The organism is Bradyrhizobium sp. SZCCHNPS1003, assembly GCF_032381555.1.
Lineage (GTDB): Bacteria > Pseudomonadota > Alphaproteobacteria > Rhizobiales > Xanthobacteraceae > Bradyrhizobium.
This window is the reverse complement of sequence record NZ_JAUHIU010000027.1, coordinates 26,732-39,747: the sequence shown is the minus strand read 5'-3', so window position 1 is coordinate 39,747 and position 13,016 is coordinate 26,732. Positions and strand designations below refer to the sequence as shown.

The 13,016-nt window shown below is 59.9% G+C and carries 9 protein-coding genes; 6 read left to right on the top strand and 3 right to left on the bottom strand.

Going from position 1 to position 13,016, the window contains the following annotated elements; genetic code table 11:
- Positions 1–11 precede the first annotated feature (11 nt).
- The 5 genes from QX126_RS31110 (at position 12) to QX126_RS31090 (ending at position 5,077) form a co-directional block, all read left to right on the top strand.
- Positions 12–1,778 carry a GspE/PulE family protein gene (locus tag QX126_RS31110; protein ID WP_315786170.1) on the top strand — a complete coding sequence of 589 codons (1,767 nt, stop codon included), beginning with the start codon at positions 12–14 and terminating at the stop codon, positions 1,776–1,778.
- A gap of 142 nt (positions 1,779–1,920) precedes the next feature.
- Positions 1,921–2,937, top strand: coding sequence for a PilN domain-containing protein (locus QX126_RS31105; protein ID WP_315786131.1), 1,017 nt, complete (start codon positions 1,921–1,923; stop codon positions 2,935–2,937).
- Positions 2,934–3,503 (top strand): type II secretion system protein GspM, encoded by a 570-nt coding sequence (gene gspM, locus QX126_RS31100; RefSeq protein ID WP_315786128.1) that lies wholly within the window; start codon positions 2,934–2,936, stop codon positions 3,501–3,503. The genes QX126_RS31105 and gspM overlap by 4 nt, the downstream gene beginning before the upstream one ends.
- The gene (locus QX126_RS31095; RefSeq protein WP_315786126.1) at positions 3,500–4,018 is read left to right on the top strand and encodes a hypothetical protein; all 519 of its coding nucleotides are present in this window, start codon (positions 3,500–3,502) and stop codon (positions 4,016–4,018) included. The genes gspM and QX126_RS31095 overlap by 4 nt, the downstream gene beginning before the upstream one ends.
- A 234-nt stretch (positions 4,019–4,252) precedes the next feature.
- Positions 4,253–5,077 carry a type II secretion system protein GspK gene (locus tag QX126_RS31090; protein WP_315786124.1) on the top strand — a complete coding sequence of 275 codons (825 nt, stop codon included), beginning with the start codon at positions 4,253–4,255 and terminating at the stop codon, positions 5,075–5,077.
- A 546-nt stretch (positions 5,078–5,623) separates the two neighbouring features.
- Here QX126_RS31090 and QX126_RS31085 read toward each other — a convergent pair.
- Both QX126_RS31085 and QX126_RS31080 read right to left on the bottom strand, forming a co-directional pair.
- Complete coding sequence (locus QX126_RS31085; protein WP_315786122.1) at positions 5,624–6,106, bottom strand: hypothetical protein; 483 nt, start codon at positions 6,104–6,106, stop codon at positions 5,624–5,626.
- Positions 6,093–10,676, bottom strand: a complete 4,584-nt coding sequence (locus tag QX126_RS31080) for an RHS repeat-associated core domain-containing protein (RefSeq protein WP_315786119.1) — start codon at positions 10,674–10,676, stop codon at positions 6,093–6,095. Before QX126_RS31080 ends, QX126_RS31085 begins: the two co-directional genes overlap by 14 nt.
- Before the next feature lie 1,016 nt (positions 10,677–11,692).
- On the opposite strand from QX126_RS31080, the gene QX126_RS31075 reads away from it, so the two are divergent.
- Complete coding sequence (locus QX126_RS31075) at positions 11,693–12,139, top strand: hypothetical protein (RefSeq protein ID WP_315786116.1); 447 nt, start codon at positions 11,693–11,695, stop codon at positions 12,137–12,139.
- 296 nt (positions 12,140–12,435) lie between these two features.
- Here the strand turns inward: QX126_RS31075 and QX126_RS31070 are convergent, their stop codons facing one another.
- Positions 12,436–12,918: an A24 family peptidase gene (locus tag QX126_RS31070; protein ID WP_315786112.1), complete on the bottom strand. Its 483-nt coding sequence runs from the start codon at positions 12,916–12,918 to the stop codon at positions 12,436–12,438.
- Positions 12,919–13,016 lie beyond the last annotated feature (98 nt).

Sequence of the window (13,016 nt, the reverse complement as noted above, 5' to 3'; positions counted from 1 at the left end):
CAGGGCCAGCGATGCAGCGGGACGCCGCCTTCGCCGCAGACATCGAGGAGCCGCGCGCGCAGCTGCACCGGTCCATGCCCGACATGGACCGGACCGCATTGTTGCAGAGTTTTGGCGACTTCCTGCGCGAGGAAGGCATCGTCGATCGTATGAGCCTCGACCGTGCCGGACGCGCGGCGCAAACCACCGGAGACAGGCTCGACACCGTGCTGACCAAGCTCGGTCTGGTGTCGGAGGCCGGTCTGGTCGCGGCGTTGGCGAAATTCCTGGCACTCGATCTGGTGCGTCCGGATCAGATTCCGATCGACCCTGTGTTGCCCGAACTGGTCGAAGCGGAGTTCGTGCGTCACAATCATGTGCTGCCGCTCGGCTGCAGCGATGGCCGGCTTGCCGTCGGCGTGACCGATCCGTTCAACCACGATCCGATCCGGGCCCTTGCATTCCTCACGAGCCTTTCGGTCGACATGCGGCTGTTCACGGCCGCAGATTTCGACAAGGCCTGCGCGGGGCTCTATCCCGCCATGTCGCGCAGCGACGAGACCCGCGCCACCGGCGGCGCCGAGGCCAACGAAGCCGATGTGCAGCGGCTGCGCGATCTTGCGAGCGAGGCGCCGATCATCCGTCTCGTCAACCAGATCATCACCAGTGCCGTCGAGGCGAGGGCGTCGGACATCCATATCGAGCCCAATGTGGACCAGGTGCTCGTCCGCTATCGCATCGACGGCGCCTTGCGCTCGGTCCAGGTGCTCGCGGCGGACCTGCGTGCCGCGATCACGTCCCGCGTGAAGATCATGTCGAAGCTCGACATTGCGGAGCGGCGCCTGCCGCAGGACGGGCGCATCAAGATCGCGGTCCGTGGCATCGACATCGACTTCCGCGTCTCCACGATCCCCACGGCCTTCGGCGAAAGCGTCGTGCTGCGCGTGCTCGACCGCAATCGCATCAGCCTCGATTTTGTCGAGCTCGGATTTTCCAGTGAGCATATCGCGACGCTCCAAGCTCTGCTGCAGCAGCCCAATGGGATCATCCTGGTTACAGGACCGACCGGCAGTGGCAAGACCACGACGCTGTATACGGCACTGAAGACGCTCAACAGCACCGAGCGCAAGATCTTCTCGGTGGAAGACCCGATCGAATACCAGATGCCGGGAATCAATCAGGTCCAGGTCCAGTCGGAGATCGGGTTGACGTTTCCCCATGCGCTGCGCTCGATGCTCCGGCAGGATCCTGACATCATCATGATCGGCGAGATCCGCGACCTCGAGACGGCGCGCATCGCCATCCAGGCCTCGCTGACCGGTCACCTCGTGCTCTCGACGCTCCACACCAACGATGCGGCGTCTGCGATCACGCGGCTGATCGACATCGGCGTCGAGAACTATCTGCTGGCCTCGACGCTGAAGGGCGTGATTGCGCAGCGTTTGGTACGCAGGCTCTGTTCCCGTTGTTCGCATGGTCATCCGCAGGCGAGCTATTGGGCGGAGAGCTTCGAGCGGTCCGTGACCGGACTCCGTGCGTTGGGGCAGCCAGACATTCGCCAGCCGCAAGGCTGCTCCGATTGCGGCAATGCCGGCTTCTCCGGACGTTCGACCATCGCGGAGATGCTGGTCATCGACGAGGCATGTCAGAGTCTGATCCTGGCCAAGGCGTCGGACACTGCGATCGAGCGCGCCGCCCGCGAGCAGGGCATGCAGAGCATGTACGAGACCGGAGTCCGGAAGGTCTGGCGCGGCGAGACCACGATCGACGAAGTTCTGCGCGCGACGCGCATGGGATAGGGCGGCGGGACGGGCGATGCATGAGAGCAAGGATAGAGGCGCGTTGCTGGCCACGGTTCGTGCGGCGCGTCCGCGCGACTGGGCGCAATCGGCGGCCGCCTGGTGGTGCAGGGAAGCGGTCGATCTGCTGCCGCAACGGTTCGTGGCCGCGCTGGCGCCGGCCGGCCGGCCGAGACTTCTGGTCGATCGCGACGACACGGGGATCCGGCTTCAGTTGAACGATCCCCGATCGGGAGTGCAGGCTGGTGAAACGACCCATGCAGGTGAGGTGACGGCGGCGATCGCATCCATCCTGCAGCGTCATGGTCTGGATCGGCGCGACGTGGATCTGGGCTTGCGTCTGCCGGAAGAGAGTGTTTTTCGCCGCGAGCTCATGCTTCCACCCGAGGCGAAGGGCGCGATCGATACGATCGTGCCGCAGGACCTGTTGCGCCGGACGCCGTTCAAGGCGGAGGACATCTATTGCGACCACTTGACCGCCACATCGCCTGACGGTCGGATCGCGGTTCGGCAATGGGTGACGCGGCGCCATCACGTGCAGCAGGCCGCAGATCAGCTCGGGCTTGCCGTCGCGCACATCGACTTTGTCGTGTTCGGCGACGATCAAACCTCGCCGTCGATCCGACTGGCGCGTCCTGCGGCTGCCCGCAAGACCTCCACCGTTGCGATCGCAGGGCTCGGCGCGCTCGCCGTGCTTCTAGGGTCCGGCATCGCGGTCCTGACCTTTGCCCGGCAACAGGCCTCGCTGGACCGGCTCGATGCCGAGATCGTTGTGGCCCGCAAGGGCGCCGAGCGCGTTCGCGTCCTGGTGGATCAATTGCGGGAGCGGCGGACGGCGCTGTCGCGCCTTCGTCTGCAGCGCAGCGAAGTGCCGGGATTGATCGACGTCTGGGATGAAGCCTCGCGCATTCTGCCGAAGCATTCCTGGCTGACCGAATTGCGGCTCGTGGAGGGAGCGAACCTACGGAGCGCAACGGTCACGATGACCGGATTCTCGGCCGCGGCGCCGAGCCTGATCAACACGCTCGGTGGATCGAGACTGTTCGTGGACGCTGCCCTGACGTCGCCGGTCGCGATGGATCCGATCGAGAACCGGGAACGCTTTTCATTGCAGGCCAGGATTCGTGTGCCTGATGCCATCAAGGAGGTGGCGCCATGAGCGAATGGACCAAGCGCAGGGACGCGCTCGGACGCCGCGGCCTGTTCATCGTCGTCAATCTCGCGCTTCTTGCGCTGTTGTTCTGGGGCTTCGTGGCGCCGATCGGGGCGATGTTCGCCGAGCGGGAGGCGCGGATCCAGCAACAGCAGGCGCTGCTGGCACGGTTGAGCGCGATCGCAGCCCAGGCATCGGCCATCGAGGGCCTTGCCTCCGAAACCGAGTCGCAGCTCCAGAACGGGGAGTTTCTGACGGGTGCGAATGAGAACGTGATCGCCGCCGACCTGCAGACGAAGCTGAAGACGATCATGGGCAATGCCGGCGCCCAGTCCCGCGCGATTCAATCGCTGCCGGGCCGGACCGTCGATCAGATCAAGTACAGCGGCGCGCGCATCGATCTGTCCGGGCAGTTGCCCGCCGTCATGCGTGCGGTCCACGCGGTCGAGAGCGCAAGGCCATATTTGTTCATTGCCAATGCGGTGCTGAAGAGCGCGCCTGCGATGCGCCCGGGAACGGCCGAGGAGCCGGTGCTTCAGGCGCAGCTCGATATCTACGGTGCCGTGCAATGAGGAGCTTTGTGCGATGGCGGGTGAGGCCGCTTGCCGGAGTTCTGGCGCTCCTGGCGGGTCTTGATCTGCTGTTCGGAGCCTGGCTCGCGACGTTAGTTGTGGGCGGAGAAGCACCGGGCGCCCGCCGCGCGGCGTGGGAAGCGCCGGTGCCCCGGACCATGGCGGGCGTGGCCGGACGGCAGCCGCTGCAGACATATGCCGAGATCCTGGCCCATCCGGTGTTCCAGAAGTCGCGCGAGCCGTTCGTTCCGCCCCCACCCGCGCCGCCACCGCCGATGCCGGTGGCCGCTCCGCCCCCGGTGGCCACTGACCCGGGCCTCCTGGTCGGCGGTGTCATGATCAACGGCGGCACGAGCAAGGCCTATCTGCTCAGCAAGGCGGGAGGGGGCGCAGGCTCCTGGATCAACGAAAACGAGACGTTTCAGGGCTGGCGGGTGACGTCGATCGACGCGTCAGGTGTTCGGATCGAGCAGGCGGGGCGCGCGATCGAATTGCAGCTCTACCCCAAGAATTGAAGAATACAGGCCGCGCTGCGGCCCCTCGAGCCGGAGTAGAAAAGCCTTGTTCGCACAGACGAAAGATCAAGGGCCAATCCGCAGACAGCCGCTCGTAGAGGAGGAGCGCGAATTGTTCGTTCCTGCTTGGCTCGGCTTCTCGGTGCTCTCATATGAGCTAGGTCTCTTACATGTCTTCTCGAAACCGTCGTCCGCCAAGCGATCTTCGGACCATGGCAGTCCCAGAGATCAGAAATGCCAGTCATAGCGGTCCTGTGGATCCTAGGTTTATTGACAACGTTGTCACTGTCGCTGCTCTGGGGCAGCGAGGTGTCGTACCGCCTCGCCCGCAACGATTGTGAACTTGCGAATCTGAGTGCGACTGCAGACGGGGCGCTGGACTACGCCGTGTCGGGATTGTTTGATCAAAAATCTGATCGCCTCTTGCATCCAGGTGTAGGCGAGGTTCGCCTGCTCCATTTCGGCGAAGCCGAGATCCGGATCGTGATCCAGGACGAGCTCGGCAAGATCGACATCAACCAGGCCGACCCTGCCTTGCTTGCCAGTTTGCTGCGGTCGGCAGGGCTAAACGCCGATGCGGCAAATGGGCTTGCAGACAAGATCGTGGACTGGCGAACCGCGAGCGAATTGAAGCATCTTAATGGCGCCAAGGAGTTCGACTATCGCGCGGCGAATAGTCCCCACCGGCCGCGCAACGGTCCGTTTCAGAGCGTCGACGAGCTTCTTCTCGTAATGGACATGACGCCTGCTCTCTTTCAGCGGATCGAACCAGCCGTGACCGTGTATTCCGGAAGCCAGTTCGTTGACCCACGACGTGCCACACCTGAAGCTCTGGCGGCGATGCCCGAGATGATCAGTAAGCAAGGGGCGGCCTCAGATCGCCCGCCTCCATTTCCGATCGGCGCAAACGAAGAGCCAACGTCATCCTTGCGCGGTCGCGCCTTCATGATCTGTATCGAAGTCGAAAAGTCAGGCCAGGTTTCTCGATATCGAGCTGTTATTCGAATGACGGACAATCCGGTACATCCCTATTTCCTTCTCAGCTGGAAGATGACGTAAGCTCGCGACCAGCGCTCTGTCAGAGACGTAGTGTCTGTGGAACACCTTCCTGGCCGTGTCCATTCGTAAGCGTTGTCCAGTTCCCACCCTTCGGCCTCTGATTGATCTGCGATGTCTGTGGTCTGTTGTTGTGGATCGTAGGGCTTAGAATGGATCCTGACGCGTAGTGCTATCATGGAGCCGGCACGTCGCAGGTGTTCACCGGCGGAGGCCCGCCGTCGTTGTTGGAGCGGCGAAACGCGGAGCGGTCGCGCTGGATTTCGACGATCTGAAATGCTTGAATGCTTTCGCCGCAGTTTCCCAAACAAGAATGCGGACGAATCTCCCGGCTCCGCGCATCACCGCCCGTAAGCGGGATCATCCTGCTCCAACGCTAGGACAAGTCTCAAATGAGGGCTTCGTCTCAGCGCATGCCTAACCTGCTCCGTCATTTGTCATCGATTCGGTCGCCGACAAGTATCAACATCATTGGTATGAGCCGGTCCATCCGCTAACCGCCGTATCACTGCAATGTAGTGGTGAGGTCATGATGGCTTTTTCGAGGAATCAGGACCCAGCAATGAGCGCGTCGAGGCAGTCTAACGGCGCCGGTGCTCCCAGGGCGTCAAAGAGCTCTGACGCCGTTGACGACCGGGCCGCTTGACTTACAGCCTGTTCAGGATCCGTCTTGTCAAAGTACTGCTCAACGAGTGCGGGACGTTTTGTTATATAGTCGACGGCGCGCTGCCGCATCTCACTAAAGCGAATTTCAGGCGCCTGGCGCAGAGTTACCGATATCTTCCTGGTCCCACCATTCAAAAAGCTGAATATTCTTCGCCAACGGCTTTCACCCCAAAGATGCTCGAAGCGAATCTCATCAATCCGCCAGATTGTCCCGTCACGATCCAAAACAGTTATCCCGAGATAGCGCTCAAGGACCCGTTCTCTCGGACCCGTCGAGACTTTGAACGCATCGCTGCTATATGGCAGGATCGTTTCTCTTCTCTCATCAAAGAACAGCAAGGTACGTGGCCCACTATCTGCAGTCACATCCGCCTCCCCGGGGTGAAGTGCCCGCTAAAATTGCGCCGATCGTTAGGCTCTTAGACCATCCGGGGCCAGCCACCCAAGCCAGCTCGGGATACTGCGCGAGCGTCGAATTGAGGGACGCGGAGATGGGATTGGTGTTCCAGGGCTGGTTCTTAATCCAATCCGGTACCATCCGTCCTATGCCTTGGTTCCGCTCCAATAGCCAATGATGTCTTACCTGCCCTTCCCCGAGCAGCTGAATGCCTTCCCTGTTCATCCATTTGCGTGTCGCGTCCCAAGTATGACTCCCAAAATCCTTAAATCGGAACGCTCCCTTCTCCAAGGCGCCAGCGAGGCCCCCCCCGACGAGGCTGAGTCCAACCTCTCCGAGGTTAATGCACCGCCAGTTTCCGCCGTTCTCGTAGAGCTGAAGTCCAATATCTGCTGCGGCAAAAGCGAGGCCCCACGCGAATTCTCCCGTCGGATCCGTAAAAGAGACAGGATTCCCGCCAGCGTAAACATAGAGGCTCGGCCCTGCGACGAGCCCAAGCGGATCTGCCTGCGTGTATCTCCCAATCGATGCATCGTAATGCCGATGCCAGTTGTAGTGAAGCCCTGACTCGACGAGAAAATACTGACCCGGATATCGCAGGTTGTTGCTTGCGGTTCCGGTGATCGAGCGGGCCTCACCGTAAGGCCAGTACCATGCGTCCCAAACCACGGTCTGGTTTGCGTCGGTCATCTTGCTCGGGCGATCGAGATGATCAGGATGCACGTACCATTGTTTGGGCGTTGCCGTGTCCAGATCGGCAAAAAGCGCAAGGGGTGTATCATCCAGCCAGACGTATTCCCGCTGCGTCGTGCCGTTCGCGCCAGCCTCGGCCAATAGCCGCCCAGAGCTGTCATAGATATAGTGGGTCGTAGTCGATGGCGTCATATTCTGGGTGGTCCGAACGGCCATCCGCTCGAGCCCGTCATAGACGTAGCTCGCGGTCACCGTCGTGCCGATTGTGAGCTGATCGAGCCGATTACGATTATTATAGCGGTAGTTGTAGGTCGTAGTGCCCCTGACATCAGTGACGATATTGCCGGCTCCGTCATTCGTGACGCTCCGCAGCGTATTCGTGCCCTCAGTGGTGCCGACGTAGAGATTGCTGTTGTAAGGATAGCCTAAAACTCTTGTCGTGGTGGTTGTACCATTTGTAAAGACGTCGCCGGTCCGATTGCCGACCGGGTCCTGCCAATAGGTCTGCGTCCCCCAGTCCCCGTAGACATTCTGGAGCCGATGACTCGGAGTGAAGACATAGTTGTCGGTCCGACCGGCGACATTGTTGTCCCAGACATTGGTGATGTCGAAATCATCGTACCAGTAGGTATAGGCGCGGTTGATGACCGAATTCGATCCCTGCTCGACCACGAAGGTGCTCAAATTGTAGTCCTGCGTGAATGTCTTCCACAGGATTAGGTCATTGCCGTACGAGAGCGACTGCAATGGGCCGAAGGGTTGGTAAGTCACCCACTTAGCGAGCAGCATTTCGGCAGTTGCGGCGCCCGGCTGCTGCGTCACGGTGTTCACGAGCCCCGTTGCACCGCGGTAATAGTTGACGATCCGGCCGGATGGATAGGTGATGCGGGTCAGATTGCCGTCGAGATCATAGGCATAGCCAACGAGGTAGACGATCCCGGCTGTTGTCTTCTTCTCCTGAATGGCCTGTCCCAGCGAATTGAAGGTCCACTCGATGCTCCCGGAGGCGTCGTCGATCCGTGTCAGGCGCCCAACGCCCTTGTTTCCGCCAGATGTCCCATCCCAGGAAAATGTGACGTTCTCCCCCGGTGCAGCCGGATATTGCTTGCTCAACAAGCGCCCTGCTGCGTCATAGGTCAGATTGGTAACGACGCCACGCCCGTCAGTCATTTGCGTCGGTCGGCCGGCGGCATCGTAGACATAGGTGGTCGTGCCCGTATCGGGGCTCGTTCGCTGGATTACTTCGCCGAAGCCGTTCCGCACGAAAGTGGTGTTGAGAGAGCGGGGATCGCTATAGCTCGTTACTTCATCTCTGCCGTCGAGGGTGACCGTCTCGCTGTTGCCCTCCTCGTCTTTCGAATTGATCAACCTGTTCAGCGAATCGAATGACCAGCCGAAAACATTCGAGCGCGGGTCGGTGATCGAGACGCGATTATTGGTCTTGTCGTAGCCGTGAACCCAAGTCTGGTTTGAAGCCCCGATGAACTTCAACAGTCGGCCGAGTTCGTCGAATACGGCCGTCTGCGCCAACTGGATGGTTCCGTCAGATCCCTTGATCTGCCGCGCTGTGACGTTGCCCATCGCATCGCGCGTCAGTGAGATGGATGCGCCAGTATTATCCTGGATCTGAACCACCCGCCGCGCATCATCATAGGTATAAGACAGATAGGCGCCGTTCGCGCGCGTCACTCTGGTGACATCGCCAACTGCATTGTATGTCAGCGACATCGTCGCGGCCAATCCCGACGGGTCGACGGTGACAGTCAGTAGTCGGCCGAGCGCGTCGTAGGTAAGGCTGGTGGTGACGCCGTTGGGATCGGTGACGAGCGTCGGCTGTCCGCGGTAATTGACCGAGTTGATGATCGTGACCTGTCCGATCTCGTTTGTGTAGGAGGCAGGATAGCCGTTGGCATCGTACGAGAAAGAGACCGTATCGCCTGGGCCGGGGAGGGGGCCGTCAACGCTCGACAGCAGCGTCCCGGTATAGTTGAACGTCCAGGTCCGCGTCTGTCCATTGGTCGAATATGGCGCCGTCTGCGACGTCGTGTCGGTCTGGGTCACTTGCGACAGCTGACCGGCCGTGCTCCAGGTGTATGTCGTGGTCAGGCCAGGTTCGACCTGTTGCGCGACCACATTAAAGGTGTTGTCGTACACGAAACCCGTGGTAGTCGCCGCTGCGGTGCCGCTTCCGCGTACGATCGAGGTCGGGCGTCCGTAAGAATCCCTCGTATAGGCTGTGACGCGTCCCTCGTCATCGGCGACCTGACTGACCTGCCCAAGCGTATTGTAGCTGACGGATCGGGCCGAAGCGGGGCAATTGGTGGTCGCCTGGCCGGCCACTCCTGCTGACTTCATCGTTCCCTCTCGCTTTGCAAACGAGTAGGTAGCCTGCTTTCCAAGAGCATTGGTGACCGTACGGGTCAGGGCAGCATCGTCATAAACAACCGTGGTCAGGTCCGCGCCACCCGCGTGCGAGCTGGAGATCGGTCGCCCATCCGGATCGTATGTCCAAGTTGCGTAACGTACGCCTCGGGCGTCAGTCACTCCGGTGAGAAGGTCCGGAAAGGTCGTGTTCTCGTAGTGATACGTCGTCACATCGATCTGCTGCCATACTCCGTCGTTCTTTTCCGACCTCGTGACAGTCGTCAGGTTGCCGTTCGTATATCCGTAGTCGATCTTGAAGTATTCAGTGGGTCCCGTGCTCTGCGCATAGGTGTAAAATGTTGCGGTCGAGACATGGAGAGGGGTTCCCGAGGCGCTCGTCTCGTAGCGAAAATCGATATGCCTCGAATCGGCGAATCCTATGGAGTCGATTCGCGTGGGATGTACGGCTGTGTTGGCGATGATACCCTTGCTGACGCCGTTCCTTTCCGTGATCGATTGGGGCCAATAGGTATTCCCGCTCTGTATGAAAATGACCGTTCGATCATTCTCGTCCTTGAACGAGAAGAGCTTCGTGCCGCCATTATCGAAACTCGTCAGCGATACTTTCGAGTCGCTATAGGCGCTCGCGTAGACCCCCGGCGTCGGCTGGTTGAAATCGTATTCGATGCCGTCTGGCGAGAACACGGCAACGGTGCTGCCAACGAGTATCTCGTACTCGAAGTCGAAGTGCCACCGTGCCGTGCCTAGCCGTTGTCCCGGCGTTCCGCGGCTTCGATAGTGGCGTACAAGCCCGAGCGGGCGCGCTCCTCCCGACACGAAGTCGACGGCATCCTCAGACTTCGAAGATCCCGAGAGTGAGATCGGATTGCCAACGCTCGGATCAGTTGTGCACGGATCGGGGTTGTTCTGCGGCGCGGGTGCGTGGCTGTTCGGGGGGCCGCGGCTCGGATCCTTTGTGCACACTCCTCTCTGCAGTGCGTAGCCGGAGACGCAGTCGGGCGACGTGATGTTGATCTCGTACGCCACTCGGGTGGCGTCGGCAACGTAGCATATAAGGCTGCCGTTCGGGCGAACTTCGACGCCGTTGAATTTCAACGGCAAATGAACGTCATAATCATAAAAGCCGATGATGATATATTGCGGGTACAAAGCTGCGAGCTGACAAGCGGCAGCTGGCTCGGTGACGTACTGGGTAGTCAGAGGGATATTGTTGACGACGATCGGATATCCTAATTGCGGGTTTGCATCGGCTGCGGTTGTGGCGCACGCGAGAATGAAACAGGCTCGTCCCAGGCAACGAAAATGACGCGCCGCCCCAAGAAGCATCTGGAAAATTGGAGCAAGAACCTTCAAGCCAAAAGTACAGCCAGAATCGGTATTTCTAATCCAAGAGGATACGAAATATTGGATTGTAGAGTGCTCGATCGCTCTTTGTCCCGTCGCTCCGATCGCTGACGACATCTCATGCCCCTCGCCTGCTTCCCCGTAGATTTACGGGGGGCATAAGATAGAAGTCGCATTATACCTTCAACGGTGGTGCGGCTTTATCAACAACTTTAGGGTGAGCCGCTAGAATTGGTCTGAATGATTGCAGGAGCTATCGCCGAAAGTTGGTGACGGCGGGAGTCCGAAGGCGGCATCGGAAGGCTGCGGGGCCAAAGGCTTGAGCGGATCATTGAGACCAGGCCGAGGGAAGGTGTGATTTCGCGGGGGGAGTTGGTGGTGCAGCAGGCTGCGGGGGCGCTCGGTTTCTGAGTTCATCGTGCTGGGGTGGCTGACCCTGTCGATACTTTTGGTTGTGTGGCTACAGTTGTTCAAGTCGCGAGTCCTAACCCTTGAGGAGGCAAGGCCCTCGTGATCAAGTCGATCAAAGAGTCGTCGATGGATCAGGAGGACGCAGATCGCTTGGGGGTGCAGGTTCGCAGGGTCAAATCGGTTCACCGCATGGCCCAAGCCGTCGCTGAGGCACGCGGTTGAAAGCAGGCCGGCCTGCGACATACCTCGACCGCCGTGTGAGTAAGGTCCGGCCGACGTTCTGATACGATGCCCGGACGCTCTGTATCAGCTTGGTGCTGTCCACCAGCGACGCAATGAGCTCCCTGGTTATTTCGCGCAGGCGCGGCAGATCGTTGTCATAGGCGTCGATATCGAATCCGTCAGCCCGGGATTTCCCTGCACTGAGGCGCTCGCTAAATCGGAGACGTGGGCATGTTTCAGTTTCAGGACGAGAACTATCGAGGGTTCCTGACGGTTATCATCATCTCGTACGCCAATGCTTCGCTTGGACGCGAGGCGGTGGCGCCGAAACGTTGCAGGACGTCCGAACGAGGAAATGTCTCAATTTCTAGCAGATTGGGCGGCTCGGAAGCCGATGCCGACCGTCTTCAAGCTGCAGTGGGATCGCATTCCAAAGGTCTGCAAGGGCATAGGCGCCGGCGTGGGGACGCTGAGTTGGGAAGCGGCGGGGGCGATTGCTCATGCAGGTAATCAGAGCTCTTCTCGCCTGGCTATCTGGGGCTAATTCGCGCCTATCGTCGCTTGAGAAGCAGGTTCTCGATTGTGTGCGAGCGCGGCTGGATGATCAAATTCGAGATTTGTGGGATCGTCAGGTTCAGGCTATCAACAAGGTCCAACGGCTGCCAAACGGCGTTGAGGTGGACTTCTACAGGATGTCAAACGGACGACCGAGCTTCGACGGAAGTATCGCATTCCCCAACAAGAGAGAGGTAGCTTTGGCTACGGTGAGCATCGAGATGAACGGCCTGGGGACGTTGGATGCAACCGTCTGGTCCGTCAATGGGTTCATGTTCTCGATCGAGTATAAGGGAAGCGTTGGTGACTTTGAGGAAGCAGCCGCCGGTATGGACCCCCTGCCTGGGTTCAGGATCAGCTGTGGTTTGACTGCCGATCTGTCAGCTGCCTGAAGAGTGTCGGGCAGGATGTCATCATCGGAGTGCGATTGTTATACGAGCCGTTGAGTAGCCAACAGTGTTGACGGATACGCTGACCGAATGGTCGATGTTGTAACCGAGAATGGCAGCTGCGCATCGGCGCCACAGAGGATGACCAAAGCGCCATGCAGCAAGCACTCCACTGCTCCAGTGGCGGGTGCACGATCGACCCTCAGCTCTATTCCCGAAACTGACGACGTTCTAAGCTTGATGGTTCAAACGCCCAGGGCTGGCAGAATCCCCCCTGCGGGTGCCCAGATGTATACGAATCAAACGAGCCATCGACTTTCCTGCGCAGCAAGGGTGACGAGCAGCCCAAAAGCCAGAAATGGTCCAAACGGGACCGCGCTCCTCCGTGTGACGGAGTAGCCAGCCGCATGTAGGGTGGCGACTACCGCGAGCGCCGATAGTGAGGCGGACAACAACTGGAGAGGGATGCCGACCATACCAACCCAAAAAGTCGACGCAGTCAGTAGCTTCACGTCGCCTAGTCCCAGGCCCTGCTGCCTTCGGATGACGAAATAGAGCCAGCGTAGGAGCCAGACGGCAGCAGCGACGATCATTGCCTGGAGAATTGTTTCGACGACGGCAGGCAATCCGCCCAGGGCAGCTGCCCGAAACGCCCCAATTAGGGCGATCGTCGCATTCAGCGCGTTGGGTATTGTTCTGCGCTTGAAATCGATCCAAGCCAGCAAAACCAAAAGGCCTGGTAGGAAGATCAGACAAGCCGTAGCTACCCCAAGTCCGGTCATCGCGTACTAATGAGCTGCGCGCGGGGATAGTGCTGGATGCAGTCGAATCCGAATCCCCACAGTGCACATTTGATTGCGAAAATCACCTTCTCGCCCCG